Annotated in this window: 25 protein-coding genes; 17 read left to right on the top strand and 8 right to left on the bottom strand. The window is 59.0% G+C overall.

The window, feature by feature from the left end:
- Nucleotides 1-28 precede the first annotated feature (28 nt).
- Genes DHN55_RS02850 through DHN55_RS02840 form a run of 3 tightly spaced genes read left to right on the top strand, consistent with a single transcriptional unit; the run spans nucleotide 29 to nucleotide 2,699 of the window.
- Nucleotides 29-715, top strand: coding sequence for a glutathione S-transferase N-terminal domain-containing protein (locus tag DHN55_RS02850; RefSeq protein WP_108879874.1), 687 nt, complete (start codon nucleotides 29-31; stop codon nucleotides 713-715).
- Between the two features lie 12 nt (nucleotides 716-727).
- A complete protein-coding gene (queG, locus tag DHN55_RS02845) occupies nucleotides 728-1,840 on the top strand; it encodes a tRNA epoxyqueuosine(34) reductase QueG (RefSeq protein ID WP_108879873.1) in 1,113 nt (370 codons plus the stop codon).
- A complete protein-coding gene (locus DHN55_RS02840; protein WP_108879872.1) occupies nucleotides 1,833-2,699 on the top strand; it encodes an NAD-dependent epimerase/dehydratase family protein in 867 nt (288 codons plus the stop codon). Before queG ends, DHN55_RS02840 begins: the two co-directional genes overlap by 8 nt.
- Here the strand turns inward: DHN55_RS02840 and DHN55_RS02835 are convergent.
- The gene (locus DHN55_RS02835; RefSeq protein ID WP_108879871.1) at nucleotides 2,696-3,505 is read right to left on the bottom strand and encodes an alpha/beta fold hydrolase; all 810 of its coding nucleotides are present in this window, start codon (nucleotides 3,503-3,505) and stop codon (nucleotides 2,696-2,698) included. The two genes, DHN55_RS02840 and DHN55_RS02835, sit on opposite strands and share 4 nt — an antisense overlap.
- A 257-nt stretch (nucleotides 3,506-3,762) precedes the next feature.
- Between DHN55_RS02835 and infC the strand changes: the two genes are divergently transcribed.
- The 7 genes from infC (at nucleotide 3,763) to DHN55_RS02800 (ending at nucleotide 8,841) form a co-directional block, all read left to right on the top strand.
- A complete protein-coding gene (gene infC, locus DHN55_RS02830) occupies nucleotides 3,763-4,278 on the top strand; it encodes a translation initiation factor IF-3 (protein WP_337659854.1) in 516 nt (171 codons plus the stop codon).
- A 234-nt stretch (nucleotides 4,279-4,512) separates the two neighbouring features.
- Nucleotides 4,513-5,097, top strand: a complete 585-nt coding sequence (locus DHN55_RS02825; protein ID WP_337659853.1) for a sigma-70 family RNA polymerase sigma factor — start codon at nucleotides 4,513-4,515, stop codon at nucleotides 5,095-5,097.
- Entirely contained in the window at nucleotides 5,094-5,753 is a 660-nt protein-coding gene (locus DHN55_RS02820) for a ChrR family anti-sigma-E factor (RefSeq protein WP_108879868.1), read from the top strand. The genes DHN55_RS02825 and DHN55_RS02820 overlap by 4 nt, the downstream gene beginning before the upstream one ends.
- Nucleotides 5,754-5,765: 12 nt before the next feature.
- Nucleotides 5,766-6,530, top strand: a complete 765-nt coding sequence (locus DHN55_RS02815) for an SDR family NAD(P)-dependent oxidoreductase (RefSeq protein ID WP_108879867.1) — start codon at nucleotides 5,766-5,768, stop codon at nucleotides 6,528-6,530.
- 106 nt (nucleotides 6,531-6,636) lie between these two features.
- Nucleotides 6,637-6,978, top strand: a complete 342-nt coding sequence (locus tag DHN55_RS02810) for a hypothetical protein (RefSeq protein WP_108879866.1) — start codon at nucleotides 6,637-6,639, stop codon at nucleotides 6,976-6,978.
- Nucleotides 6,979-7,127: 149 nt separating this feature from the next.
- The gene (locus DHN55_RS02805; RefSeq protein ID WP_108879865.1) at nucleotides 7,128-8,015 is read left to right on the top strand and encodes an EamA family transporter; all 888 of its coding nucleotides are present in this window, start codon (nucleotides 7,128-7,130) and stop codon (nucleotides 8,013-8,015) included.
- Nucleotides 8,016-8,085: 70 nt separating this feature from the next.
- Nucleotides 8,086-8,841, top strand: coding sequence for a VOC family protein (locus DHN55_RS02800; protein WP_108879864.1), 756 nt, complete (start codon nucleotides 8,086-8,088; stop codon nucleotides 8,839-8,841).
- Nucleotides 8,842-8,858: 17 nt separating this feature from the next.
- Here the strand turns inward: DHN55_RS02800 and DHN55_RS02795 are convergent, their stop codons facing one another.
- A complete protein-coding gene (locus tag DHN55_RS02795; RefSeq protein WP_108879863.1) occupies nucleotides 8,859-10,073 on the bottom strand; it encodes a Bcr/CflA family efflux MFS transporter in 1,215 nt (404 codons plus the stop codon).
- A gap of 353 nt (nucleotides 10,074-10,426) precedes the next feature.
- Between DHN55_RS02795 and DHN55_RS02790 the strand changes: the two genes are divergently transcribed.
- On the top strand, nucleotides 10,427-11,044 hold the full coding sequence (locus DHN55_RS02790) for a hypothetical protein (RefSeq protein ID WP_337659852.1): 618 nt from the start codon (nucleotides 10,427-10,429) through the stop codon (nucleotides 11,042-11,044).
- 169 nt (nucleotides 11,045-11,213) lie between these two features.
- On the opposite strand, the gene DHN55_RS02785 is transcribed toward DHN55_RS02790, so the two are convergent.
- The 6 genes from DHN55_RS02785 to DHN55_RS02760 all read right to left on the bottom strand — a co-directional run bounded on the left by DHN55_RS02785 (nucleotide 11,214) and on the right by DHN55_RS02760 (nucleotide 18,552).
- Nucleotides 11,214-11,684: a DUF3833 family protein gene (locus DHN55_RS02785; protein ID WP_108879861.1), complete on the bottom strand. Its 471-nt coding sequence runs from the start codon at nucleotides 11,682-11,684 to the stop codon at nucleotides 11,214-11,216.
- A 76-nt stretch (nucleotides 11,685-11,760) separates the two neighbouring features.
- Nucleotides 11,761-12,999, bottom strand: a complete 1,239-nt coding sequence (locus DHN55_RS02780) for a class I SAM-dependent methyltransferase (protein ID WP_108879860.1) — start codon at nucleotides 12,997-12,999, stop codon at nucleotides 11,761-11,763.
- Nucleotides 12,996-13,787: a DUF1365 family protein gene (locus DHN55_RS02775; protein WP_108879859.1), complete on the bottom strand. Its 792-nt coding sequence runs from the start codon at nucleotides 13,785-13,787 to the stop codon at nucleotides 12,996-12,998. Before DHN55_RS02775 ends, DHN55_RS02780 begins: the two co-directional genes overlap by 4 nt.
- Complete coding sequence (locus DHN55_RS02770) at nucleotides 13,784-15,127, bottom strand: NAD(P)/FAD-dependent oxidoreductase (protein WP_337659851.1); 1,344 nt, start codon at nucleotides 15,125-15,127, stop codon at nucleotides 13,784-13,786. Before DHN55_RS02770 ends, DHN55_RS02775 begins: the two co-directional genes overlap by 4 nt.
- Before the next feature lie 365 nt (nucleotides 15,128-15,492).
- Nucleotides 15,493-17,217: an adenylate/guanylate cyclase domain-containing protein gene (locus DHN55_RS02765; protein ID WP_108879857.1), complete on the bottom strand. Its 1,725-nt coding sequence runs from the start codon at nucleotides 17,215-17,217 to the stop codon at nucleotides 15,493-15,495.
- Nucleotides 17,218-17,481: 264 nt separating this feature from the next.
- A complete protein-coding gene (locus tag DHN55_RS02760) occupies nucleotides 17,482-18,552 on the bottom strand; it encodes a cytochrome c peroxidase (protein ID WP_108879856.1) in 1,071 nt (356 codons plus the stop codon).
- Nucleotides 18,553-18,979: 427 nt separating this feature from the next.
- Here DHN55_RS02760 and DHN55_RS02755 point away from each other — a divergent pair, with 427 nt between their 5' ends.
- Genes DHN55_RS02755 through DHN55_RS02730 form a run of 6 tightly spaced genes read left to right on the top strand, consistent with a single transcriptional unit; the run spans nucleotide 18,980 to nucleotide 26,115 of the window.
- Entirely contained in the window at nucleotides 18,980-19,831 is an 852-nt protein-coding gene (locus DHN55_RS02755) for an FAD binding domain-containing protein (RefSeq protein WP_108879855.1), read from the top strand.
- Nucleotides 19,828-22,584, top strand: coding sequence for a molybdopterin cofactor-binding domain-containing protein (locus DHN55_RS02750; protein WP_108879854.1), 2,757 nt, complete (start codon nucleotides 19,828-19,830; stop codon nucleotides 22,582-22,584). Before DHN55_RS02755 ends, DHN55_RS02750 begins: the two co-directional genes overlap by 4 nt.
- The gene (locus tag DHN55_RS02745; RefSeq protein WP_108879853.1) at nucleotides 22,577-24,100 is read left to right on the top strand and encodes a 6-hydroxynicotinate reductase; all 1,524 of its coding nucleotides are present in this window, start codon (nucleotides 22,577-22,579) and stop codon (nucleotides 24,098-24,100) included. The genes DHN55_RS02750 and DHN55_RS02745 overlap by 8 nt, the downstream gene beginning before the upstream one ends.
- Nucleotides 24,097-24,954 carry a UPF0280 family protein gene (locus DHN55_RS02740; protein WP_108879852.1) on the top strand — a complete coding sequence of 286 codons (858 nt, stop codon included), beginning with the start codon at nucleotides 24,097-24,099 and terminating at the stop codon, nucleotides 24,952-24,954. Before DHN55_RS02745 ends, DHN55_RS02740 begins: the two co-directional genes overlap by 4 nt.
- Nucleotides 24,947-25,531 carry an amino acid synthesis family protein gene (locus DHN55_RS02735; RefSeq protein WP_108879851.1) on the top strand — a complete coding sequence of 195 codons (585 nt, stop codon included), beginning with the start codon at nucleotides 24,947-24,949 and terminating at the stop codon, nucleotides 25,529-25,531. The genes DHN55_RS02740 and DHN55_RS02735 overlap by 8 nt, the downstream gene beginning before the upstream one ends.
- Complete coding sequence (locus DHN55_RS02730) at nucleotides 25,528-26,115, top strand: amino acid synthesis family protein (RefSeq protein WP_108879850.1); 588 nt, start codon at nucleotides 25,528-25,530, stop codon at nucleotides 26,113-26,115. Before DHN55_RS02735 ends, DHN55_RS02730 begins: the two co-directional genes overlap by 4 nt.
- Nucleotides 26,116-26,117: the final 2 nt, after the last annotated feature.

The raw sequence follows: 26,117 nt of genomic DNA, 5'->3' as shown, positions 1-26,117 counted from the left end.
TCATATCAGACTTTTTGGTGACAGCGCTATGGTGCGTCTTTTGCATTTTTCTCTGGATCCGTTTTCACGGCGTATCAGGTTGTCGCTTGCCGAAATGGGTTTGGCGGCAGAACTGAACGAGGAACGCCCCTGGGAAATGCGCGACGCGTTTCTCGATATGAACCCGTCCGGCACCTTGCCGGTACTGATCGATCAGGATGGCACGGTGTGTGCCGGTGTTGAAGCGGTTGGCGGTTATCTGGATGAGCAATGGCCACTTGAAACCGGTTCCTTGTGGGGAACCAATCCTGTGGTGCGGGCCGAGGTGCGCAGGCTTGTGGCCTGGTTTGACGGCAAGTTTCATCACGAGGTCACATCGCCTTTGCTGATGGAAAAGGTGGTGCGCCGTTTCGTTTCCGCGGCGCAGGGTGGCGGGGCGCCGAAAATGAACCGCGTGCGTTCTGCGCTGGAGGCGCTGCGCACCCATCTGGCCTATATCAATGCTCTGGCCCAGGCCCGCAACCTGCTGGTTGGCGATGACCTGACCGTGGCAGACCTGGCCGCGGCCTCGCATTTGTCTGTGGCAGACTATCTCGGTGATATCTCATGGGATGAGGTGCCGGATGCCAAGGCCTGGTACCAGCGCATCAAGTCGAGGCCGTCATTCCGTTCCTTGCTGGCTGACCAGGTGCGCGGCATGCCGCCTTCTTCGCAGTACTCCGAGCTCGACTTCTGATAGTCTTGCTGCATGGCTCCGTCTATTGAGACACAATTGCGGCAGCGTGCCGGTGATCTCGGGTTTTGCGAATTGCGCATTACCGGGTCCACGCTGCCTGCTGAAACGGGACACCGGCTTCGCGAGGCTGTCGGTGACGGTTTTCATGCGGGCATGGAGTGGCTGGAAACCACACTGGACAGGCGCAGTTCTCCCGATGCCATGTGGGAGGGTGCCAGAAGCTGCATCATGCTGGCCATGTCCTACACGCCTGAAGTGGATGTCATGGCCCGCCTGCAGGACCGCTCCACCGGGGTGATTTCAACCTATGCGCTGGGCCGTGACTATCATGATGTCATCAAGGGCAGGCTGAAGACACTTGCCGGATGGCTGGCGGCACAAACTGCGCAGGATGTGAAAGTGTTTGTCGATACCGCCCCGCTGATGGAAAAACCGCTGGCCCATCGTGCCGGGCTCGGATGGCAGGGCAAGCATACAAATCTGGTGTCGCGCGAGCACGGCTCCTGGTTTTTTCTCGGCGCCATATTGTCAGCGGCGGAACTGACGTACGACGAGGCGGAGGTGGATCATTGCGGGTCATGCACATCATGCCTAGATGTATGCCCGACCCGGGCGTTTCCGGCGCCTTACCGGCTTGATGCCGGGCGTTGCATTTCCTACCTCACCATCGAGCACAAGGGACACATCGAGCCTGAGTTTCGCGAAGCCATGGGCAATCGCATCTATGGTTGCGACGATTGCCTTGCGGTGTGTCCGTGGAACAAGTTCGCCGGTGCCGCGCGCGAGGCGAAGCTGGCCGCGCGGGAAGACCTTGTCTCGCCGCCGCTTGCAGACCTTGCGGCGCTGGACGACCAAGGGTTCAGGACATTGTTTTCAGGCTCGCCGGTCAAGCGCATCGGGCGCGACCGCTTTGTGCGCAATGTCATGATCGCAGTTGGCAATTCCGGTGATGTGAATCTGATACCGTGTGCAGAGAAACTGTTGGACGATGCATCCGCGGAGGTTCGGGCCATGGCCATATGGGCGCTGTCCAGGCTGCTGTCCCAGGGCCGGTTCGCGCAACTGGCCGCTGCCCGCCGGAACGGTGAACCTGATCAAGACGTAAGAAGGGAATGGGATGTCTGAGAAACCCGATCATCTGTTGTGTTTTGGCTTCGGGTTTTCAGCCCGTGCCCTGGCCCGGGCCTTGCCGCGCGACCGGTGGACCATCACCGGCACCAGCAGATCTGCCGAAGGCTGTGAGAAAATCAGGCAACTCGGGTTTGACGCAGCGCAGTTCAACGACGACACGCCGCTGGATACCTCATTGCTGGACACGGTTACACATGTGGTTGTGTCTGCGCCGCCCGGCAAGACCGGCGATCCGGTTCTGAAACGCCATGGCCGCCATCTCGGCAAACGCGCAGCGCACATCAAGTGGATGGCTTACCTGTCCACCACCGGTGTGTATGGCGACCGGCAGGGTGGATGGGTTGATGAAACGTCGCCGCTTGAGCCCAGCACTTCACGTGGGCATGCCAGGCTGGCGGCGGAATCAGGCTGGCTCGATCTGTGGCGCGACGCCGGACTGGCTGTGCACCTGTTTCGCCTGGCGGGGATATACGGCCCGGGCCGCAACCAGCTGCAGTCGCTGAAATCCGGCAAGGCGCGGCGCATTGTCAAGCAGGGTCAGGTGTTCAGCCGCATCCATGTGGCAGATATTGCCGGTATCCTTCGCGCATCAATCGACAGGCCCAGTCCGGGCAGTGCCTATAATGTGTGTGATGATGAGGCGGCCCCGCCACAGGACGTGGTCGCCTATGCCGCTGACCTGCTGGGCATCCAGCCGCCGCCTGAAGTCGCCTTTGAAGACGCCGAACTGTCGGACATGGCGAAGAGCTTTTATGCGGAGTCCAAACGCGTTTCGAACAAAAGGGTCAAAACGGAGCTGGACTACAGTTTCATGTACCCGACATACCGCCAGGGTCTGAAGGCGTTGCTCTAGGCATCCTGATCCGCGCGGGCGCAAAGTGTCTCTGCTGTTTCGGTCAACAGGGCCAGGTTGCGCTCGCTCGACAGGCGATGGTCGCCGTGCTTGATCAGTTCGAGCATGACATCGTCACCGCTCAGGGCATGATATGTCTTGAGGGCGTGCTTCCAGGGTACGTCCGGGTCGTCCTCACCCTGCAGAATCCGGACCGGGCAGGGCATATTCAGACCGTTTTCCAGCACCAGGTGTTGTTCACCGTCCTCGATGAGCGCCCTGGTGATCACATAAGGTTCGTCGGAATACTCCGAAGGACGCTCATACTTGCCGAGCCGCATGACCTCGTCGCGAAACTCGTCACCATATTTGTCCCACATCAGGTCTTTGGTCATGTCCGCTGCCGGTGCGATCAGGATCAGCCCGCCGAGCCGTGCGGCATAGCCGGCCTCAATCAGCCGGCGCGCCAGCAGCAGCGCGATCCAGCCGCCCATGCTGGAGCCGACCAGTACCCTGCGGCCCGGCGCGCACTGCGTGAACACCGCCTGTGCCTGGTCAAGCCAGCTCGAAATCGTGCCGTCCTCAAATTTGCCGCCGCTTTCACCATGGCCGGAATAGTCGAACCTGACGAATGACCGGTCGCTTGCGCGTGCGTGATCTGCCAGCACTTCTGCCTTCGACCCGCGCATGTCGGACTTGAACCCGCCAAGCCAGAATGTGCCGCAGCGGCCCGCCGGCGCCGGCTCGGCACCGTCACTCAGCCACGCGATTGCGATGCCGCTGTTTGTTTCAAGGCGTTCGGGGGGCTTTTGGGCGGAACAGGACATGGATGCTACAGGATCAGGATGGTTTTTTGGCTGCTGAAACCATAAACCATAAACCTGATCGTTTCTAAAGGGTTAGAGCAACTTTATGGGCTCAACTGAGCCTATGGTGCTCTAGCCTCTCAACATTGCTTGCAAAATCTGATAAAAGGTCTTTAGGTGCGTTTTCACGCATTTTGAACCCTCTTGCGGTATCTGGAACAATCAAACCGCATAAAATCTAAGGAGATTATACCATTCGCAGACCGATGAACGGGCAAATGCCGCCCAAGGATGACGGACCACGTATCAACGAAGCTATCACCAATGCCAATGTACTTCTGATTGACGCAGAAGGTGAAAAGCGCGGTGTCATGAAAATTGAAGATGCGCTCGATCTCGCGGCTGACGCCGGGATGGATCTCGTTGAAGTGTCTCCGAACGCCGACACACCTGTGTGCAAGGTGCTGGACTACGGCAAGTACAAGTATCAGGCCCAGAAGAAGGCCAACGAAGCCAAGAAGAAACAGAAGGTTATTGAGGTCAAGGAAATCAAGCTGCGCCCCGGCATCGACACGCACGATTACGACGTGAAGATGCGCGCCATGAAACGGTTCTTTGATGATGGTGACAAGGTCAAGGTGACCATGCGGTTCCGTGGTCGCGAAATGGCCCATACCGAGCTTGGTTTCGACCTTTTGCAGAAAGTTAAATCCGACACTGACGAGTTTGCCAAGGTGGAATACGAGCCGAAAATGGAAGGCCGTCAGATGATCATGATTCTGTCACCCAGGTGATGTGAATTCGCATACCATGCTGAAAAAGCCGGACCGATACATGGTCCGGCTTTTTTATTTGCCATGGCTGCCGGGACACGCCGGCAAATTTCCGATTGTTGCCGTGTGCGTTCACCCGTTAGTGTTGGTGCTGGAATTAACCGGTCGGCTCGGTTGATCCGCAACTGAGCATCCAGCGTAGTGATACTAATTGCAACCGAGCCTGAGACCGAATTTATGGTGATTGCCCCCGCTGTGACAGATGGAATCCGCCGGCAAACCGGCAAAAACCCACAGGCTGAGTTGTTTGCCCAGCTGTTGAATGACGTTGCTGAACGGCGCGACCGTCAGGCTTTTGCGCAGCTTTTTGAGCATTTTGGGCCCCGCTTGAAGGGGTTCATGATGCGCAAGGGCGCCAATGCCGAGCTCGCTGAAGACCTGGTACAGGACGCAATGATTGCAGTCTGGAACAAGGCCGGCATGTTTTCCCCCGGCAAGGGGTCGGTGACGACATGGATTTATACCATTGCCCGCAACCTGCGCATCGACCGGCTGCGCCGTGAAGGGTCCCGGTACTTTACCGACATAGATGATTATGAGGAAGCCAGCGATGATCCGGCCAGCGATGACGTCGTAATAAGCAAGCAGCAGGATCTGGCGGTAACCGAGGCGCTTGACGTATTGCCGGATGACCAGCGCGAAGTGATTGTCATGGCGTTCATGGACGACCTGACGCAATCCGAGATAGCGGAAAAACTCGACGTGCCGCTGGGCACTGTCAAATCTAGAATGCGACTGGCCTATCGCAAGATGGGCTCAGTTCTGGAGGACTTGAGATGAATACGGTGTTCCATCTGGACGATGCAACAGTAGTGGCCTATGCGGGCGGCAGCCTTTCCAACTGTCTGTCCGTGGTGGCTGCAAGTCATGTTGCCATGTGCGATCATTGTCGGGCCAAGGTGCGCACTGCCGAGGCCGTCGGGGCCGCATTGCTGGAGACCAGTGAAAAAGAGCAGATGAGTTCTGATGCCCTGTCATCGGTGTTCGAACGCATTGACGGCAGCGACTGGGTGCAACCGAAGTCGCGCAGGGATGTGTCTGACGATCCGGATCCGTCATTGCCCTTGCCGGTATCCCGCTTGCTTGACCACAAGCTTGATGATGTGCGCTGGAAGACGGCGGGACCAGGTGTCGGTATTCATGTCATTGAGAAAAATCCTGATGGCTCCAGCCTCTACCTGTTGAAGGTTCGGCCCGGGCATAAACTGCCTGATCACGGTCATGCAGGCCAGGAAATGACATTGATCCTGCGTGGTGCCTATCGTGACCAGATCGGGCGGTTTGCGCCTGGTGACGTGGCTGACCTGGACGAAGATATTGAACACCAGCCGGTGATTGAGGACGGCGAAGACTGCATTTGCCTGATCGCCACCGAAGCGCCGGCACGTTTCAAGGGGCTGGTACCCCGGTTGCTGCAACCCATTGTCGGTATCTGACGCTCCGCAAGCATGGATCAATCCCAAGCATCCTGGAAAACAGTATGGATTACCGGTGCGAGCTCCGGCATCGGCCGCCAGCTTGCACTTGATCTTGCCGGTCAGGGCGCAATGGTTGCGGCATCAGCGCGCTCAGGCGATGCACTTGCGGAACTTGCCGCTGACAGTCCCAACATCTGCAGTTACCCGCTTGACGTGACTGATCTGGCCGCCTGCCGGAAAACCGCCCGGGCGATTGAAGCGGACATCGGGCCACCGGACCTTGTTATCATGGCGGCGGGGATCTGGATCATCCGGGATATCGAGAGTTTCCAGGCGGAGGATTCGATCAATGCAATGCGGGTCAATTATGAAGGTGCGGCCAATTTGGTTGATGCTGTTCTGCCGTCCATGATCAGGCGTCGCGCCGGTCACATCGCACCGGTAGCATCGGTTGCCGGATATCGCGGCATTCCACGGGCGGTTACCTATGCGCCCACCAAGGCAGCCCTGATCTCCATGGCGGAAGCCTTGCGAACCGATGCCGCGCAGCACAACATCAAGGTGCAGATCATCAATCCCGGGTTCGTGCGTACGCCGATGACAGATACCAATGACTTTCCGATGCCGTTTCTCATGGAGCCGCAAGACGCCTCGCGCCGCATTATTGCAGGGTTGCGGTCCGACCGGTTCGAGATCGTGTTTCCGACCCGCCTGGCCGTGATCATGAAGCTTTTGCGCGTGTTGCCCTACCGGCTCTACTTCTGGCTGATGGCACGCTTCGTGCAGCGCACCTGACGTGTTTGGCGCAGGTATCTGTCCGGCTTGAAGCCCCGGTATTGCACACCCTGTTTCAAACGTGGTGCAGATGGCGTTAGTCTGTTGGCGATGGACAGGAGGGCATATGGGGAAAATCAACACATTGGCAATTGTCCTTGTTGGCTGCTGTGTGATCGGTGCAGGTCTCGCTCAGGCTCAGGATGAAAATGATGCGCCGTCGTGCTGGTGGGAATATGCAAGCTGCGCCCGCCTGTCTTTCGGGGACGCGCAATGGCGGTCGGTTTGCTATGCGGATTTTACCCGTTGTATCGGGAAAATGGAACTGCCGGTGTGTCCTGCCACGCCCACCGTCTCCGAATGCCTGTCCTACAAGGCGGAGTGTGACGCACTTGCCGGCGGTGAAGCCGGCCTGCTGGCGGATTGCAGCGATGATGCCGATGCCTGCGCGCTGGCGCATGGATGCTAGCTGAAAATGTCATGAACCGGATTGCCATGTGTGTGTTAAGCAGGATGCAGGCGCAAAACTGCGTGCAAGCCTATTCACTTCCCCGTTTTCAGATGGCCGGTCCTCTGCTGTTTTGAAAACCGCATGACTTTTCAGGAAAACCCGTTGCCATGTCTGCCCCTGCCCACCCCCTGATCGGATGGTTTGCCGCGCTCGGTGTCATCTTTATCTGGTCGGGATGGGTTGTGGTGTCGAGGCTCGGCGTTGTTCAGACGTTGACTATCTACGACATGGTTGCATTGCGGTTTGTGGTTGCAACCGTTGCTGTGGCGCCCTTTGTCTGGCGCTATTGGCCACGCAACCTGCGATGGTGGCAGATTTTTCTCATTTCATGCGGCCAGGGTGTCCCGTATCTGCTGCTGGCCTTCGGCGGTTTCCAGTTCGCACCTGCCTCGCATGCAGGCATCATGATGAACGGCACACTGCCGGTATTCGCGGCCATTCTGGGCTGGATATGGCTGAAAGACCGGCCGGATACATGGAAAGTTGCCGGCATGGCCGTGATACTGGTCGGCTGCGCGTTGATCGGCTGGGACCGGGATACCGGCGGCGTGGCGCCCAATGCGTGGATTGGCCATCTCATGTTCATCGGCTCGGCCCTGTTTATTGCCATCAACATGATCGGCACCAAGGCCTGGCAGCTCACGCCGATGCAGGCCATGGTGTGTATTCCAACGGTTAATCTCGCATGGTTCGGCCTGCTTTACCTGGCCTTTCTGCCCAAGGCGGTGCAGGCAGCGCCCTGGTCCGAGATCATTCTGCAGGGTGCCTATCAGGGACTCGGTCCCAGCGTGGTGGCTGTGCTGCTGTTTACAACAGCGGTGCGCTCGATAGGCCCGTCGGCAACCGCTGCGATGATGGCGATGGTGCCCGGCATGGTTGCCCTGCTGGCAATTCCCGTATTGGGCGAATGGCCGAGCCTGCTGGCCTGGGCAGGGCTTTTCCTGGCGACAGGCGGTATACTTCTGGCGGCTGGATGGCGACCGGTGAAAGTGTGATAGTTGTTTGCTGCAGATACTGTTTTCAGGCGGGAACGATGGTCAATTTTGTTCATGAGGGGATGCTGGTATGAACACTGGCGGGTCAGCCGCAGCCCACAGGCTCGCAGGGGTGGCCCTGAACGTGGCCTCGCCTGAACAGCTTGCCGCATTTTATACCCGGCATCTCGGCATGGCCGTTGACCGCTCCGGTGAATTCCTGCGGCTGGGCTATGGCGGGCCTGGAGCAGGCCTGGAGCTGCGGCCGGCATCTTCTCCAGACCCTTACGTCCATGATGGGTCTGATGAATACTGGAAGATCGGCATCACGCTGCCGGATGTGGACATGGCGTTTGAACAGCTCAGCCGGGCGGGTGTGGCGGTCACGCAGCCGCGCCAGTTTCTCGATATCGGTTACATGTGCCACCTCACCGACCCGGATGGTTTTCAGATCGAGTTGCTGCAGCACACATTTGAAGGCCGGCCGCGCACATCGCCGGGCAATCCTGACCTGCCGCTGGGTGGCGGTGCGCAGATTGGACAGATTACATTGCGGGTGGCGAACCTTGATAACGCTCTTGCGCTTTATCAGCGTTCAATGGGCATGCGCCTGCTGTCAAAACAGGTTGTCGCCGGGCGCGGATTCACGCTGTATTTTCTGGCATTCACCGGTGAAACGCCGCCCAACGGAGACATCGAAGCGGTAGAGGACCGGCCGTGGCTGTGGCAGCGGCCTTACACAACGCTGGAGTTGCAGCACCTGACGGAGCCGGAAAGGCCGGTTCGGCCCGCAGCTTCCGGCAGAGCCGGGTATGCGGGCCTGCTCATTGAGGATCGCCGGGGCTGATCCACCGGCAGTCCGGCTCAGCGATGGTCCGGATTTTGGCTCTGGCACTCTTTCTGATCCAGCCAGCGGACCGCAAGTGCTGCCAGCAAGCCAAGGGCTGAACACAACAGCATCATGGCAAACAGGACATAGACGCCGTTTTGCTCCGTCAGCATGGAGCTGGTCAGATAGGTGATGATGGCACCACCGGCCACTGTCAGGGCGCCGGACAGGCCGGCTGCACTGCCGGCCAGCTGCGGCCTGACCGACATCGCGCCAACACTGCTGCTGGGCATTGTCAGGCCGTTGCCGAGCCCGACGAAAATCGTCGCGCCGAACAGGAATAACTCGTGCACATATCCGGCCAGGAATATCATCAGGCCAGCTGTAAGACCGATGCAGGCGGCCACCCTGCCAGCAATCATCAGGCTGGTCAGGTGATAGCGCTTCGCATAGCGGCCGGACAGGAAACTGCCGACAAAGAACCCCCCGGTAATGCTGCCGATGTAAATGCCCAGTGTTCCGCTCGACATGCCAAACAGTGTCTGGGCGACCAATGGCACACCGGCCAGAAATGCATAAAACGCGCCTGTTGAGAATGCCATGCATGCTGAGTAGCCCCAGAAGCGTTTCGAGGACAACAATTCGGGATATGTCCCAAACTGGTCGGAAAAAGTATCCGAGCGATTATGGTTGGTTTCGCCCAGATCGATCCAGCACAAGCCGAAAACAAACATGCCAATGCCGACGAAAGCTACGAAACTGGCCCGCCATCCGAACAGTTCATCCAGCAGTCCGCCGAACATCGGACCCAGCATTGGGGCAACTGCCATCGCCATGCTGACATAGCCTAGAAGACTGGCCGCCTGCCTTTCGGGCACCATGTCCCTGACGATTGCCGGCGACAGCGCCGCCCCGCAGATAACGCTGGCCTGGATCATCCTGAAAGACAGAAATGTCCAGATGTCCCTCGCCAGCAGACAGCCGACCGACGCCAGGATGAAAATCAGCAGCCCGGCGAGCAGGATCGGGCGCCGGCCAAATCTGTCCGACAGGGGTCCGATGATGATCTGCAATATCGCCGTCATGCCCAGATAGCCGGCGATTGACAGGCTGGTCAGGCTGTAGTCAGCGTCGAAGGTCTCCGCGATTTTCGACAATGACGGAATGAACATGTTCAACGAAAGCGTCGAAAGCCCGGTGATCAGAATGAGGGTGGCTATGGCTGGCGCTGTTTTTGCAGTGGTTAACATGTTGTTCAAAAAGGGAATTACAGATCATCTCTGAATCAAATTGGGACGTGTAGTGAGCTTCATAACAACACGAATAAGTGGTGGTATCGGCGAAAAACAGCGAAAAATAACGCAAGGGTATGTTTGGCACGGCATTTGCGTCAGTTCACGGCATTACTGATTGAAACGAAAGACAAAAGCAAATGCGGACTACCCAGGGTAACGGGCTTAGTGGGTCGAAAAAGCCTGTAATTGAGCCAAATCTTGCCAGTTTCAACTATCATCTGGCTGATAATGAATATGTTCAACACATCTTACAGAAGGGGCATGTGTCCCAGTTTGAAGCAGAATCAGACCGGACGGAGGATGAGCCGATGAAAAAACTGAACCGGAAAAAGAACACCGCGCCGAGTGGGCAGGAGAACGAAGCCATGGAAACCGCACCAGCGCCTGTGGGCCACAATTCCGTCTCCGAGCAGGAGCACGAGCCAACTCCAGACCAGCTGGAGACCCTGCGCGACATTCTGGTCGGTCCAAGCCTGACGGTGACGGAAACCCGTCTCAAGGAGCTTTTGCTCATTCTCGAAGAGCGTGAAGAAGACCTGAACAAGCGCGAGGAAATGCTGCAGCAGCAGATAACCTACGTTCAGTCGGATGTAACCGAGCGCGAACAGGCTCTCAACAAGAAGATTTCCCAGGTTGAAGCGGAACTGGCGGCACGCGAAGAGGCGCTGTTTCAGAAAGTTGCCAATGTGGAACGTGAACTGGCTGAACGTGAACAGTCGCTGAGCGAAAAGCTGTCCGAACTCGATACCCAGATCGGCAACTGCAAGGCTGCCAATATGAGAATGGACATGGACTTTACCGCGTCGCTCTCACTGGCAAACAAGCAGCAGGACAGCAAGATCCGCGATGTTGGCCACGCCATCTCCATGCTCGGTGACCAGATCGCCCAGATGTGTGATCAGGCGCCCAGCGAAGCAGCAGAGTAAACTCTTCCGGGTTTGCAGAATGCGTTGGGATTTGCCGCCTGCCCCCTCTGTAGTGGCATTTACCTGATGCTGGCCTCGCCTCCGGGCGAGGTCTCCCGTTTTCGGGGGCGGGGTATTTGATGAAGCGTCGCGGGCAGCAACCGCCCGGACGCCCCGCTGAAGGCGCCGCTTACGCCTTGCGGAAAGAAATCAGGACCTGGCCGACGGGGATGCCGAACTTCTTGACCTTCGCGCGATTGAGCACGGTATTTTCATCGATCTGGTAAAACAGGTCCGAGAATGACAGCATCACTTTCTTGCCGCCGACCCTCAGGGCCATCGAATAGGCCAGGTCTCCGCGCATGGCCGTCACTACGCCCTTGCCCGGAGACGGTGTATCGGCGCAACTGGCCTGAAAGCTGCCGTCATCGCTGAATTTCAACCGCCAGACGCGGGATTCCTTTTCTCCGTCGGAAAACGTGAAATCTTCTTCCAGAAGGAAGTCCCTGCCGTCCCAGCGGCCTTCGATATCTGCCACGAAGGATTTCTTGACCTTGCCGGTGATGGTCTCAAACATTCCCCAGGCGCGGGTGCGGCCTTCAAAATAGCCGGCCATGTTGAATGCCGGCATGGCGATGCTGTCCGGATTGCGTTGAAGCATTTCGTGGGTCCTGACACGGGTTTTATGAGTTGAAATAGAGCGTTGATATCTCTAACGAAACCGTTGGCCGGATGGATCAGTGCGCCTGCTTGCGCAGCACGTAAAAACCCACATCAATGGCACCGTCGTCAAAGCCTGCCTCGCAGTAGGTCAGGTAATACAACCACATGCGCCTGAATTTCTCGTCATAACCAAGTGGACTGATATCATCCCAGGCTGCGTTGAAATTCTGCCTCCACATGCGCAGGGTCGTGGCGTAGTCGCGACCGAATTTCTGGGTTTGCGTCAACGCCATGCCATGATCGGTTGCATGTGCGGAAATCGCGCTGTCCGTCAGCAGCATGCCGCCTGGGAAGACGTAGCGCTGTATGAAGTCGACCTTGGCCCGGTAACGCTCAAAATGTTCCGGCGCAATCGTGATGGCCTGGATGACGGCCTGTCCGCCGGGTTTCAGCAGGCGCGCCAGGGTGGCAAAGTAGGCCGGCCAGTTTTCTTCGCCCACGGCCTCGATCATCTCGATCGACACGATGGCATCATACCGGCCCTCAACCTGGCGGTAATCCCTGAGCGCCAGGGAAACCTTATCGTCCAGGTCTTGCTGTTTCATGCGGTCTTTGGCGAATTCGAGCTGCCGGGCCGACAGCGTGATGCCGTCCACTGTTTTGCCGGCCTGTGCCGCATGTTCCGCCATGCCGCCCCAGCCGCAGCCGATCTCCAGGATGGATTGCCCGTCTGCCACATCGGCCAGTTCCAGGGCGCGGGCATATTTTGCGCGTTGCGCGGTTTCCAGGTCGATATCCCTGCCGTCGAACAGGGCGCTTGAATAGGTCAGGCCCGCATCGAGCCAGTGGGCATAAAAATCATTGCCCATGTCATAGTGGGCAGCAATGTTGCGGCGGCTGCCGGAAAGTGTGTTTCTGCGCTGCTTGTGGGCGAGCTTGTCGCCGAGGCGTACCTTGAACAGATTGCCGCCGGCTGCATGAAACGCGCCACGGTTAACCAGGAAAAACCGGAACAATGCCACCAGGTCGCTGCAGTCTATATCGCCTGCCATATAGGCTTCGCCAAACCCGACCGATCCGCGCCGGATACATTTTTCCAGGACCCGGTATGAGTTTATCGTCAGGTCGGCATCAACACCGTGTGCTGTCCTTTGCCCCAAGGCAAGCCGATGGCCGTCCGGCAGGGTCAGCCGCAGTTGCCCTTGCAGGCGATCCTTCACCATGCGCCTGCCGAGAATTTCAAGCACGCGGCCGGTCAGGCGCCGCCGGGACCTGGCCGGTCGCGGTGCCGCTTGAAGTAGTTCGTCACTCATCGTTCAAATCTTTCCGTCCTGTGCACCGTCAGACCGGCAAACCCCGGTTTGCGGCGTAGTTTCAACCCCTTCATCCACAGGCGCAGTGCCTCCAAATGAATGCCGGCAATGACTTTCCAGGTCATCAGCGGCTGACGCGCCACTGCTGACACGAGGCTGCGCGATGTCAGCCTGGTCCTGCTGCCCTTGAAATACGCATTGAGAATGGCCTTGCCTGCGCGCCGCAGCGATACGCCGACGCAAACATTGTCATCCGGTGTCGTAACGCGGAAGCCGTACTCGCCGTCTGCCTCGTTGAACGGCGAAACGTGAAACAGCTTGTTGCACCCTTGCTCCAGCGTACCGTTGCGGGTTGTGCCGCCGGTTACGAAATAGTGGGTGTGTTCGCCGAACGTATTCGACACTTCATACAGCATGGCGGTTATGTCGCCTGCTTTGGTCACGGCATAGTAGGTCGTCAGCGGGTTGAAGCAGTAGCCGAGAATTCTCGGATAACACAGTACCAGCAGCTCGCAGGCGTCCGTATCGACACCGCCTGCCTGCATGGTCCGCGTGACGAAATCCGCAACGCTTGAGCCGTCGCGCAAACCGTGGTCGCGATCATGAAAGGACACCAGGTTGAACCGGTTATGCGACAGGAACCTGGTTACTCCGCACACCTCGTCGATACCTTTCAGGGGAAGTAACATACTGAAAACACGATAGGAAAGCCGGTGCCGTACCGGTGTGAACCGCTTGTGCACAACCTTGCCGTGATAAAGCGCGGCTTGTGTGGGAGCGCGCTTCATTCCGCCGCCTCACGGACAGGTTCCGGCAACGCGGGCGATTTGCGATGTATCCTGCCCGACGGGTTTTCCACCACCCAGGGCCTTGGACAGCCGGTCAGGTCTTCTGCCACGGCAAGGCCGGACTGCAGCGCGTCCTCATGGAACCCGTAACCGAAATAGCTGCCGCAGAACCATGTCCGGCGCCGGCCCTGCAGATCCCACAAATCCTGCTGGGCGTCCATGGCCGCTGTATTGAACACCGGGTGGGTATAATTGAACTGCCTCAGGACACTGGCGGGTTCAACTGTGCCTGCGGGGTTTAGTGTAACGAACAGGTCGGTATCTGTCCTCAACGGCTGCAGCGAGTTCATCCAGTATGAAACGGTCAGCTGGTTTTCCCCCGCTTCATCAGGCCGCTCAATATAATTCCAGCTTGACCACAGCCTGCGTCGCTTCGGCATCTGGACAGGGTCGGTATGCAGAACGGCGAGGTTTTCCGAATAGCCGAACTTGCCAAGCAGGTTGCTCTCCGTTGCATCCGCATCATCCAGCATGGCCAGGGCCTCGTCGGCATGGGTTCCGATCACCACATGGTCGAACTTGTGCTGTCCGCCATGACAATCTGTGATTGTAACGCCGTCCGGCATCCTGGACACCCCGGTAATTCCACTGTTCGTGCGTACCTTGAACTGCGCTTGGGCAACCAGTTTCTGGACATACTGCCTGGAGCCGCCGGCGACGGTGCGCCAGCTGGGCCGGTTGCGCACCTTCAGCAGGCCGTGATTGGCGAAGAACCGCATGAAGCTGGCGGCAGGAAAGTCCAGCACATCGGCCGACGGGGTCGACCAGATTGCAGCGGCCATCGGTGTCAGGTGGTTGTGCACAAAGGCTTCGCTATACCTGTTCTGTTTCAGCCAGGTGCCCAGAGACACCGAGTGATCAATGCCAGGTGCGTCCGCGGCGGCCTGTTTGAAGAAACGGGATATATCGGCAATCATGCGCCAGTGCCTGGGCGACGCGACATTTGACATCTGGCCGAACAGGCCGCGGGGCCCACTGCCGGAATACTCATACCCACCATCGTCGAGCGATGCTGAGAAGGTCATGTTGGTTTCCGGTGTGTCCACACCCAGGTGGTCAAACAGTGCCACCAGGTTCGGATAGCTCGCCGGGTTGAAGACAATGAAGCCGGTGTCGACCCGCACTGAGCCGTCGCCGGTGTTTACGTCGACAGTGTTTGAATGGCCGCCCAGCCGCCCGTTCCGTTCGAAAACCGTCACGTGATGATGCCGCGACAGGTGCCAGGCTGCTGACAAGGCCGAAATGCCGGACCCGATAACAGCAATGGAAAGTCTATTCATGTGCATACAACTCCCGGTACAGGCACATCGGACCGGGTAACCGGTGACTTGTTTGTTCTTGTTCCGCGTCTATTAACGAAACCAGTCGGGATATGGTTCAACGCCCACGTGTCAATAATCCGGTTGCCATGAAGACAAGCCGCTGCCTCAACATCTGCGAGACTTTCGTATGGCCTGGGGACAACCGCAATGAACTTGAGGTTGGTCAGGAAAGTTGCTGCAGTGCAGTCAATGGCGGGAGAGGGCAGAAAGCGGAATTTCGCTGCGACTGGCATGAACGGCAACTTAGCGGACAAAACGACCACGGACCATGGATGCACGAATGTCCGCTTGTGACCCGCTGCGGACATTGTTCTCCATTTCGTTCAATCAATCAGGCCAGCCTTCCGATACCCATCAAGCCAGTGGTCGGCCTGTACTGGCTGTTTGCAGAGCCGCGCATGGGCCGAAGCATAGAACGAGAAATCGGAACCCTCAGGGCGCCTTTTGTTGAATATCGTTGCAGCATGGCGCATGGCTTCCAACTGGCCCAGTTGGGCATGGCAGGCCGCCAGGTGAGTGTACATGTGTATGGGTGGGTCCCGCCAACGCTGGTAAAGCTTAATGGCTCCGTCATACTCACCAAGAAGGTAATATGTTTCCGCAAGCATTTCGTAGTCTGAGTCTGGTGCGAGGGGATTGTGGTCAAGCGCCTGCTTCAAAAGTATGACCCCTTGACCGGGATCACCTGTATAGCTTGTGACGAAGCCTCGGACTAGCAGTCCTTCAATTTCGTTTGGGTTAAGCGCCACTGCCCGTTCTGCATGGGTCTGAGCGTGATCGTGCAGACCGCAGCTTAGGTAAACGTGGGCTGCCTTGGCGTGGACATAATGATCATCTCCCCCCAACTTGAGCGCTTGTTCAATGTATTGACGCGCTGCGATGGTTGGGTCGTCGCCAAGGGGGCTGAACGTATAAACGCTGTAAGCATGTAAATCGGCCATCAGCGCATAAGCAGGCGCATAATCGGGGTCAATTGCAATCGCCCGGGAAAGAAGATCCAGCACTTCGTCACGGACCCCCTCTGCGGTCTTATGACCTAACCAGCGTGCCCGCATAAAGCAATCGACCGCTGTCAGGTTGTCGCTCCGTTTGGTTCTGACATTCTCAGCCAGCATCGTGCGCAGGCGAAATGGGAGCATCGTCACGATGGCCTGTGTGATCTCGTCTTGAAGGTCGAAAATGTCCTCCAGTTCCCGGTCGTAACGCTCGGCCCATATGTGATTTCCCGTCGCTGCCTCCACGAGCTGCACAGTCACGCGGATCCTGTTTCCGGCCTTGCGGACGCTTCCCTCGACCACATATTCAACGCCAAGATTCTCGCCGATCTCCTGAACCTTCGTCGATGCTCCCTTGTAAGAGAATGAGGAATTGCGCGCGATCACAAAGAGGTCCTGAAAGCGGCTCAGCTCGGTGATAATGTCCTCGCTGATTCCATCTGAAAAATACTCCTGCTCAGGATCATCAGACATGTTGTCGAACGCCAAAACCGCAATGGAAGGTCGATTGGTTTGTACAGGGGCCTCAAGTTCCTCTGTCTGCCTGTTTTCGCCAGTATCCAGGGCAACCCGGTAAACCTGAATCGGGCTATCAATGTTCTTCAGGCGATGCTCGCCTGCGTCTTCGAAGGCAAAATCTACTTTGCGCTCAACCTGCTGGTAGGCGAACGCGCTCAACACAATGCCGCCCGGGTCGGCGAGGGGTTCAATTCTCGCAGCTATATTGACGCCGTCCCCATAGATGTCGTCACCTTCGACAATGATGTCGCCGAGATTAATGCCTATGCGTAGTCGGATCGGGCCATCGGCGATGGCCTGTGCTGATTGAATGGCGACCGCACATTTCACCGCTTCGACGACACTGGAAAACTCTACCAGCGTACCGTCACCCATCAGTTTGATAATGCGGCCACTGTGCTCGACAACACACGGTTCAAACAACTCAGATCTATGTGCTTTTAGGTGAGTCAGCGTTGCCTCTTCATCTTCACCCATCAGCTTGGAATAGCCAACGACATCAGCGGCAAGTATGGCACACAGCCTTCGTTCCACGCGCAGTTCCTCCTGGCTGAAACGTTAGAGACAATAGGCTTCAAAAGCTACGGTCTAGATGTAACTGGTGAGAGTCTCTTATTGGCACAAAGCGGACATCGGTTGCATCTCAATAGACGTCTGCAATGGGCTCAGAGCTGAAGTTCGCTGCGTCGCAGTGAACGTCTTGGTTGGGCTCGCTCCCGTCGTTCGCTGCGCGACAAACGAAAGACCGCTATGGGCCGCATCAGCGCGGGAGCGCTGACACCGCCAATGCACCTTGTGTCATTGCTTGCTTGCCAGCCCCGGAATATCCGGAACCTGAACCTTGAGCGTATGGGTAAGTGAATTGAGGAACGCTACGAGGTCCCATTTCTCACGGTCGGTCAGGCCCAGGGGTTCGATCAAAGGCGACAGGTTGGCATCGCGGTCACCGCCACGGTCGTAGAACTCCACCACACCTTCAAGCGTGCCGATCGAGCCGTTGTGCATGTAAGGTGCGGTCAGGGCCACGTTGCGCAGTCCGGGCGTTTTGAATGCACCACGGAACTGTGCCTTTTCATCTTCGGTCTTCATTTTCGCGCCGCGACCGTCATCGTCGCTGTCGACTCCGATATTGTGAAACTGCCAGTCGGTCAGATGCGGGCCGCTGTGACAGGCCGTGCAGTTTCCCTTGCCTTCGTAGATCGCCAGTCCGCGCTGGGCCTCAATTGACAGGGCCGACCGGTCGCCGGCCTTGTACTTGTCATAGGCGGAGTCGTTGCTGACAAGCGTGCGCTCGAACGCAGCGATGGCCAGCGCCAGGTTCAGGTGCGTGACTTCGCCTTTGGGTGGAAAGGCCTGTTTGAACATCTCCTGATAGGCAGGCTCGGCCTTCACCTTCGGCAGGAAACCCTTGTAGACCTTGCGCGAGCGCATGGATTTGAACGCCTGGGCCTCCAGGGGTTCCAGACAGGTTTCAATCCCGGTGTCTTCAGCCGTCAGGCATTGACCCGCCGGTGTGCGCCCGTCCCAGTGGACAACCGGCGCATCGCTCAGATTGTAGATGGTTGGCGAGTTGCGCTTGGCGCGCTTCCATCCTTTGTGCCCGGTAAGGTCGAGCGCCACACTGTCGGCATATCCGGCATGCGGGCTGTGACAGCTCGCACAGGACTGGTCCTGTGAAAGCACAAGACGCGGGTCAAAAAACAGGTACCTTCCAAGATCCACGGCGGCATCGCTGCGCGGTGTACCTTCAGGCCAGGCGCTTCGGTCATTGGACGGTGTTACAGAGTTGTCTGCCAGCGCCTGACCGGTGCCAAGCGCCACAAGAACCAAAGCTGCAAGAACGGTTTGTCTTTGGACCCGAAATTTCATTTTTAACCTCCTGATCAACGTGTGTTCGTGAAAACCCGCGGATGCGCGACCTTTGTCCGCCCTGCCTTGCTGCAATGGGCGACCAGACAACCTGTTAGCTTGAGCGATAGTCTGACCAGTTCGGAGAACGGATACTTCGGGTAGGCGTTCTCGAATGTGTCGGTCTGTTCGGCGGTGTCCTTCACAGGTTGGCGCTCCGTCTCGAAAGTCGCAACTGCCCCATGCCGTCCCCACTATGCCAGTCTTTCAGCCATCAGAATGTGGGATAGCCCACATAAACGGCATTCCTCCTTCGGAAAATCCGGCAAATAATGCGGCATGGCTTCTGCTCGCCGTCGGTTCCGCGGTTTTCTGCATCCCGAAAGACAGCGATTGACTCTGTTTCAAAACCGGTCCTATCATTAGTGTACAAACAAAAAGGGCAGGCATGGAGAGCTACGCACAACCCACGTCGGTGAAAGAGGCGATTGAGCTTCTGGCTACTGATGCTTGGGTTATGCTTGCCGGCGGAACCGACTTCTATCCCGGCCTTGGCGAAGGTCCGGTTGCCGGCCCGGTGCTGGATATTTCCTGTATAGAAGGCTTGCAGGGCGTTTCCCGCGACGATGACGAGGCAGGCTGGCGCATCGGCGCGCTTGCCACCTGGACACAACTGGTGCGTGCAGATTTCCTGCCGCAATCATTCGATTGCCTGAAGCAGGCCGCCCTTGAAGTGGGCTCCGTCCAGATACAGAACCGGGCAACCATTGTCGGCAATATCTGCAATGCCTCGCCCGCGGCTGACGGCGTACCTGCGCTGCTGGTTCTGGATGCGGAAGTTGAACTGGCCTCGGTGCGCAAGACCCGGCGAATGGGGTTGGGCGAGTTTCTGCAGGGTAACCGCCGGACCGCACGTCGCCCGGATGAGATTGTCACGGGCATTTTCATTCCCGACAGCAGCGCGCAGGGTTCGTCGGCGTTTTTCAAACTCGGCGCCCGGCGCTATCTGGTTATCTCCATCGCCATGGTTGCAGCGCGCCTCGAACTGGATAGCACTGGCCTCATCAAGGCTGCCGCCGTCAGTGTGGGAGCGTGTTCGGTCGTGGCGCAGCGCTTGTCCAGCCTTGAAAATGACCTGATGGGCGCCAGCCCGTCGGATATTCAGTCAGTCCCGGAAGCCCGCCATCTCGATGGCCTGTCGCCGATTGACGATGTGCGCGCGCCCGCCGGCTACCGGCTCGATGCGGCACTTGAAGGCGTGCGCCGGGCGCTTGCTGCGTGTGTGGAGGACCATTCATGAACCGCCATGTGCCGCCGCCGGTCACGAAACTGACTATCAATGGCAACAAGGCCGTCGTCACCAGTGCGCCCTACAAACGCCTGTCGGGTGTGTTGCGGGACGAGTTTGACCTGCCCGGAACCAAGGTCGGCTGTGACGCAGGTGACTGCGGCGCCTGCACGGTGCTGGTGGACGGCGAGCCGGTGTGTGCCTGTCTGACGGCAGTCGGCCAGGTGAGCGGCACTGACATCACCACCATTGAAGGCCTGAGCAGCAATGGCAGCCTGAGCAGGCTGCAGGATGCATTCCTGCAGTTTGGTGCGGCCCAGTGCGGCATCTGCACGCCGGGCATGCTGATGAGCGCTGCAGCACTGCTGGCGTCTTCCGCCACACCAGAAAGGACTGAAGTCGAAGACGCACTGGGCGGTGTGCTGTGCCGCTGTACCGGATACGCAAAGATCATCGATGCGGTGTTGTTTGCGGCAGGCTCAAACACCGTGTCGCCGGTGGATACTACCCGGCAGGTGGTCGGAAAGCCGATGCGCAGGGTTGACGGGACCCCGAAGGTCGACGGACACGAACAGTTTGGCGCAGACGCCATTCCCGCCGGCGCCCTGATGGTGAAAATCATCCGCTCGCCATATCATCGCGCGGCATTCCGGATCGGTGACGTCGACCGGTTCATTGCAGGCCATCCAGGCATTGATGCAGTGATGACGGCCGCCGACATTCCCGGCATCAACCAGCACGGTGTCATTCCGCAGTTCGCCGATCAGCCGGTGTTCGCAGAAACCGAAGCCCGCTATCGCGGCGAAGCTGTTGCCATGGTGGTGGGTGACGCCGACACCGTTGCGGGCCTGCACATCGAGGATTTTCCGGTTTCATGGCAGGAACTGCCGGCTGTGCTTGTCTGTGCAGATGCAATGGCCGTAGATGCGCCGCTCGTGCATGAGGCCCGCGCCGGCAATGTCATGGTGGAAGGCCTGGTGCACAAAGGCGATGTGCCTGCCGGTCTGGACGAGGCCGCCCATATCGTCGAGCGCAGTTTCTCCACGCCGTTTATCGAGCATGCCTATATCGAGCCGGAAGCAGGCTGGGCGGTCCGTGACGGTGATACGATTGCAATTCATGCCTCTACCCAGGCCCCGCACATGGACAGGGACGCCATGGCCGCGATCATGGACCTGGACGTTGACCGGGTTCGCATTGTGCCGACGGCCTGCGGCGGTGGCTTCGGCTCGAAGCTGGATATCTCAATGCAGCCGTTTATCGCGCTTGCCGCCTGGAAACTGAACCGGCCGTGCGGCATTGTCTATACGCGCCAGGAATCCATGCGGTCTTCCACCAAGCGCCATCCCAGCGAGATCAGGCTCAGGGCGGGCTGTGACAGCGAAGGCCGCATTACCGGGTTTGATTTCAAGGGCTATTTCAACACCGGTGCCTATGCGAGCTGGGGTCCGACCGTGGCCAACCGCGTGCCGGTGCACGCATCCGGCCCGTTTCACATAGCCAACTATCGCGCCCACTCGATTGCAGTGCACACTAACTGTTCGCCTTCGGGGGCCTTCCGCGGCTTCGGCGTGCCGCAGTCGGCAATAGCCCAGGAGTGCGTTTTCGACGAACTGGCCGACGCGGCCGGTATCGACAGGCTGGAGTTCCGGTTGATCAACGCGCTTGATGATGGCTTGCCGACCGCAACCGGCCAGGTGTTCGCATCCGGTGTCGGCATCAGGGATTGCCTGGAAGCATTGCAGACTTCTTGGGAACAGGCCCGGCAACGGGTGGTTGATTTCAACGCCACCGGGTCGCATGTGCGCAAGGGCGTTGGACTGGGCACCTGCTGGTACGGCTGCGGCAACACCTCCCTGCCCAATCCCTCCACCATGAAAATCGGTGTGACCGGCGATGGTCGCATCGTCCTGCATCAGGGTGCGGTGGACATCGGTCAGGGGGCCAGCACGGTGATGGCACAGATTGCAGCCGATGCGCTGGGCGTGCCGGCAGACACCATCTTCCTGCAGTCAGCCGACACCGCCATCACACCGGATGCGGGCAAGACATCCGCCTCGCGCCAGACATTCGTGTCCGGCAATGCCACCAGATTGTCCGGTGAAGCCTTGCGCGCCACTATTCTGCGCCATGCCAACGTGACTGATGGGGCGTCGATCAGCGTTGAAGGCCAGGCTCTGGTCATCAGCGACGGCGACAGCGAACGCAGGATTGACCTGGCCGCACTTGCATCAGATGACGAAGGCTATGTCTTCAGGGCGGAAGAAACCTATGACCCGCCCACAACACCCCTGGATGAAAACGGGCAGGGTTCGCCATACGCCGTGTTTGGCTATGGCGCGCAGATGATTGAACTGACCGTCGATACACGGCTTGGCACCGTCGCGCTGGATCGCCTGACCGCGGCCCATGATGTGGGCAGGGCGATCAATCCCCTGTTGGTGGAGGGCCAGATCGAGGGCGGCGTGGCACAGGGCATCGGCATGGCGCTGATGGAGGATTTCCAGCCGGGCCGGACCGAGAACCTGCATGACTACCTGATCCCCACCATCGGTGACATGCCGCCGGTTACATCGATCATTGTCGAGGTGCCGGACCCGCACGGGCCTTATGGGGCAAAGGGGCTGGGCGAGCATGTGCTGATCCCCACGGCACCTGCGATCCTTAATGCCATCCGCGATGCAACAGGTGCCAGTGTGCGGCATCTGCCGGCCACTCCGGACAAGGTGATGGCGGCCATCCAGGAGGCATCCGAGCATGGCTGAACCGGCAAGACAGGGCGACAAGATCCGCTGCGACGCCTGCCCGGTAATGTGCTACATCGCGCCGGGCCGCTCCGGCGCGTGTGACCGCTACGCCAATGAAGACGGCAATCTGGTGCGGGTCGATCCGCTGGTGATCATCGACAAGACCATCGAGGCGGGCGGCGAAATCGTCCCGTTCCTCGACAAGGGTCCGGACTGGGACGGCGAGATCATCAATCCCGACGACAGCTTCGTCACTGCCATCGGTGCCGGCACGACCTATCCCGACTACAAGCCGGCCCCGTTCATCGTGTCGCGCGAGGTTGACGGTGTCGACATGATCACCGTCGTGACCGAGGGCATTTTCTCCTATTGCGGCGTCAAGGTGAAGATCGATACCGACCGCCATCTCGGCCCGGAGCGCAGCCTGGTGCGTGTCGGTGACGAACCCATCGGTCATGTGACCACGGCGGAATACGGCTCGCAAATGCTGTCGCTGGGCGGTGTGCACCATTTGACCGGCGGCGGCAAGAAGGAAGGCCGCGTCACCTGCCAGGCGCTGCTCGACCTGTGCAATGGAAAGCCGGTAGAGGCCACCATCGACGAAGGCTCGACAATCGTCATCGAGGCGGGTGCTGCACCGGTCGTAAACGGAGTCCGCGAAGAACGCATGCGGGTTGGCTGCGGCTCTGCCACGGTCGGCATGTTCGCCTCGCAATGGCACGGCCTGGTGGACGAGGTCGTGGTGGTCGACGATCACATCACCGGCGTCATCTCCGAACACCAGGCGGGCAAGGTTCTCGACTGGCAGCCGACCGGCATCAAGATCAAGGGCAGGCGGTCGACGCCGGGCCGCTATTTCCAGGTGGCTGACCCGGGCACCGGCTGGGGCGGTACCGATGTGGACGATCCCCTGACCATATTGGGGGATTTCAATCCGAAGTTCGCTAAAGCAGGCCAGTCGCTGCTGATGGTGTCGACAACCGGCGAGCAGTTTGCCTATTACGAACTCGACGACGATCTCAAGCCTGTCGCCCGTGACATGCCCGAGCGGTTGCTGAAATCCGTCGGCCTGATTGAGGAAAACTGCGAACCTGCCCTGTGCACGGTGTTGTTCATGGGCGGTGCGGGCGGATCGCTCAGGGCAGGTGTGACCGAAAACCCGGTCAAGCTGACCCGCTCGGTCAAGCATGCACTGACCCGGATTACCTGTGGCGGTGCGCCGGCCTATGTCTGGCCCGGCGGCGGTATCACCATCATGTCGGATGTCACGCAGTTGCCGGACAATGCCTTCGGCTACGTGCCTACACCGGCCCTTGTTGCGCCGATTGAATTCACCATGCGCCGGGAAGATTATGAAGCGCTCGGCGGCCATATGAAGCACGTCATGCCGCTGGAAGAAGCGAGCAAGGGTACCAAGGCCATTCAGAACGACCATGTGCTGGCCGGCCAGACCAATACCGGCTCCAAGTCCGGCGTGCCGTGGCCCACGGAGCCTGCGCATTTCGGCTGGTCAAAGAAGGCGGGCAAGTCATGAGTATTCAGGCCGCCATGTTGCCGGACGGAAAGCGCCTGCACCTGCAGCATGGCCCCATTGACCTGATCATCGAGGCCGATGGAAAGCCGGACCAGGTCAGCCGGGCCTATACGGCAGCCCGGGCGCGCTTCGAAACGGTGCTCGGCGTTCTGGCCGAGGAACTTCCGACGCTGCGCTCGCTGATGCCGCAAGCAGGTCTTGAGGTATCCGGTCCGATTGCAAGCCGCATGGTGGCGGCGGTTCGTCCGCACTGGACATCAAAGGTCACACCCATGGCAGCCGTGGCCGGCAGTGTTGCCGACGAAATGCTTGATGCCATGTGCGCAAGCGCCGACCTGTCACGGGCTTATGTGAACAATGGCGGCGACATTGCGCTGCATCTGGCCGATGGACAAACATTTTCGATTGCATCGGCAAACGGGCCGGTTGCTGTGCACGCGGCGGATCCGGTGCGCGGTATTGCAACTTCCGGCTGGCGTGGCCGCAGTTTTTCCTTTGGCATTGCCGACAGCGTGACGGTGCTGGCAGCCACTGCGGCCCAGGCCGATATTGCGGCAACGCTTGTTGCCAATGAGGTGGACTTGCCACGATCCATCAAGGTTCGCCGAGCGCCAGCTGCCGCGCTGTATCCCGACAGCGATCTGGGCCAGCGCCGGGTGACAGTCGAGGTGGCGGAACTGACGGACCGTGAGGTTGCAACGGCGCTGGAGCGCGGCCTGGAGTTTGCCGGCCGGTTGCAAGGCCGCGGTCTGATCGTGGCGGCGACGCTGGGGCTCAATGACGAAGTACGTACACTGGACGCAGGGTCTGCCGATGCAGGGCCTGCCATGACGGGGATCAGACAACATGCCTGAAGTGAAAGTCAGGAAGACCGTAACCGGCGTGGAGGATGTCTTCCATGAAGGTGGCCCGACGGCAGCAACGCCGTTTCGGCGCGGCTACATTCTGAAAGTGATCGAAAACCCCTATGCGGGCCGTTATGTCGAAGACATCCAGCCGTTCATGGAAAATCTCAAACCGCTGGGCATGCAGATGGCCGGCGACCTGATTGCCGCCATGGGTGTCGAGCCTTCAGGCATTGAGGGCTACGGCAAGGGCGCCATTGTCGGTGAGGCGGGGGAGGTCGAACACGGCGCCTTGTGGCATGCACCGGGCGGCTATTCCATGCGTGAACATGTGCCGAACTCCACCGCCATCGTGCCGTCAACCAAGAAGGTCGGCGGGCCGGGCACCCGGCTCGATGTGCCGGTCACCCACGTGGCGGCGTCTTATGTGCGTTCACATTTCGATGCCATTGAAGTGGGTGTGGAAGATGCGCCGCGCGCCGGTGAGATGGCAGTTGTGCTGGTGATGACCACAGGTGCCAGGGTGCACAACCGCGCCGGCGGCTTGCCGGCCAGCGATATCAAGGGAGAGGACGGGCTGAGATGAGCAGTGCAAAGATCAGGAAGATCGCCGTGTTTGTTGATGAGATTCACATTGAACAGGGCAGGCAGATCGACCCGCCGACACGGCGGGCCTGCGCGGTGGCGGTCATCGACAACCCGTTTGCCGGCAAGTTTGTCGAAGACCTTGCAGACCTGATGCAGGTCGGTGAAGAACTTGGCGGGTACTTGGGCGAAAGAGCCGTTACCGCACTGGGTATCGCCCCGGTCGACGCGGAAAGTTACGGCAAGGCCGCACTTGTCGGTGAAAACGGTGAACTGGAACACGCTGCCGCCATCCTGCATCCCAAGCTGGGCGCCCCGTTGCGCAAGGCGGTGGAAAAAGGCGCCGCACTGGTGCCGTCATCCAAGAAACGTGGTGGCATGGGTACGGTGCTCGACGTGCCGCTAGGCCACAAGGATGCAGCTTACGTACGCTCGCACTTTGACGGCATGGAAGTGCGCATTTCAGATGCGCCGCGCGCCAATGAAATTCTGGTGGCCGTCGCCGTGACCGATTCCGGGCGGCCGTTGCCGAGAGTGGGCGGGCTGACCAAGGATGAAGCAAAAGGTGAAGACGGTTTGCGCTGATC

It is taken from the genome of Anderseniella sp. Alg231-50 (genome assembly GCF_900149695.1).
Lineage (GTDB): Bacteria > Pseudomonadota > Alphaproteobacteria > Rhizobiales > Aestuariivirgaceae > Anderseniella.
The sequence above is the reverse complement of the archived record's forward strand: the minus strand, read 5'-3'. Positions and strand labels throughout refer to the sequence as shown.

Bases quoted from the DNA above. Each gene is read 5' to 3' on its own strand.
- DHN55_RS02840 (WP_108879872.1), top strand. From the start codon at position 1,833: ATGTCTGAGAAACCCGATCATCTGTTGTGTTTTGGCTTCGGGTTTTCA.
- queG (WP_108879873.1), top strand. From the start codon at position 728: ATGGCTCCGTCTATTGAGACACAATTGCGGCAGCGTGCCGGTGATCTC.
- DHN55_RS02730 (WP_108879850.1), top strand. From the start codon at position 25,528: ATGAGCAGTGCAAAGATCAGGAAGATCGCCGTGTTTGTTGATGAGATT.
- DHN55_RS02750 (WP_108879854.1), top strand. From the start codon at position 19,828: ATGAACCGCCATGTGCCGCCGCCGGTCACGAAACTGACTATCAATGGC.
- DHN55_RS02815 (WP_108879867.1), top strand. From the start codon at position 5,766: ATGGATCAATCCCAAGCATCCTGGAAAACAGTATGGATTACCGGTGCG.
- DHN55_RS02740 (WP_108879852.1), top strand. From the start codon at position 24,097: ATGAGTATTCAGGCCGCCATGTTGCCGGACGGAAAGCGCCTGCACCTG.
- DHN55_RS02790 (WP_337659852.1), top strand. From the start codon at position 10,427: ATGAAAAAACTGAACCGGAAAAAGAACACCGCGCCGAGTGGGCAGGAG.
- DHN55_RS02760 (WP_108879856.1), bottom strand. From the start codon at position 18,552: ATGAAATTTCGGGTCCAAAGACAAACCGTTCTTGCAGCTTTGGTTCTT.
- DHN55_RS02810 (WP_108879866.1), top strand. From the start codon at position 6,637: ATGGGGAAAATCAACACATTGGCAATTGTCCTTGTTGGCTGCTGTGTG.
- infC (WP_337659854.1), top strand. From the start codon at position 3,763: ATGCCGCCCAAGGATGACGGACCACGTATCAACGAAGCTATCACCAAT.
- DHN55_RS02835 (WP_108879871.1), bottom strand. From the start codon at position 3,505: ATGTCCTGTTCCGCCCAAAAGCCCCCCGAACGCCTTGAAACAAACAGC.
- DHN55_RS02805 (WP_108879865.1), top strand. From the start codon at position 7,128: ATGTCTGCCCCTGCCCACCCCCTGATCGGATGGTTTGCCGCGCTCGGT.
- DHN55_RS02785 (WP_108879861.1), bottom strand. From the start codon at position 11,684: ATGCTTCAACGCAATCCGGACAGCATCGCCATGCCGGCATTCAACATG.
- DHN55_RS02775 (WP_108879859.1), bottom strand. From the start codon at position 13,787: ATGAAGCGCGCTCCCACACAAGCCGCGCTTTATCACGGCAAGGTTGTG.
- DHN55_RS02735 (WP_108879851.1), top strand. From the start codon at position 24,947: ATGCCTGAAGTGAAAGTCAGGAAGACCGTAACCGGCGTGGAGGATGTC.
- DHN55_RS02780 (WP_108879860.1), bottom strand. From the start codon at position 12,999: ATGAGTGACGAACTACTTCAAGCGGCACCGCGACCGGCCAGGTCCCGG.
- DHN55_RS02820 (WP_108879868.1), top strand. From the start codon at position 5,094: ATGAATACGGTGTTCCATCTGGACGATGCAACAGTAGTGGCCTATGCG.
- DHN55_RS02755 (WP_108879855.1), top strand. From the start codon at position 18,980: ATGGAGAGCTACGCACAACCCACGTCGGTGAAAGAGGCGATTGAGCTT.
- DHN55_RS02770 (WP_337659851.1), bottom strand. From the start codon at position 15,127: ATGAATAGACTTTCCATTGCTGTTATCGGGTCCGGCATTTCGGCCTTG.
- DHN55_RS02800 (WP_108879864.1), top strand. From the start codon at position 8,086: ATGAACACTGGCGGGTCAGCCGCAGCCCACAGGCTCGCAGGGGTGGCC.
- DHN55_RS02745 (WP_108879853.1), top strand. From the start codon at position 22,577: ATGGCTGAACCGGCAAGACAGGGCGACAAGATCCGCTGCGACGCCTGC.
- DHN55_RS02850 (WP_108879874.1), top strand. From the start codon at position 29: ATGGTGCGTCTTTTGCATTTTTCTCTGGATCCGTTTTCACGGCGTATC.
- DHN55_RS02795 (WP_108879863.1), bottom strand. From the start codon at position 10,073: ATGTTAACCACTGCAAAAACAGCGCCAGCCATAGCCACCCTCATTCTG.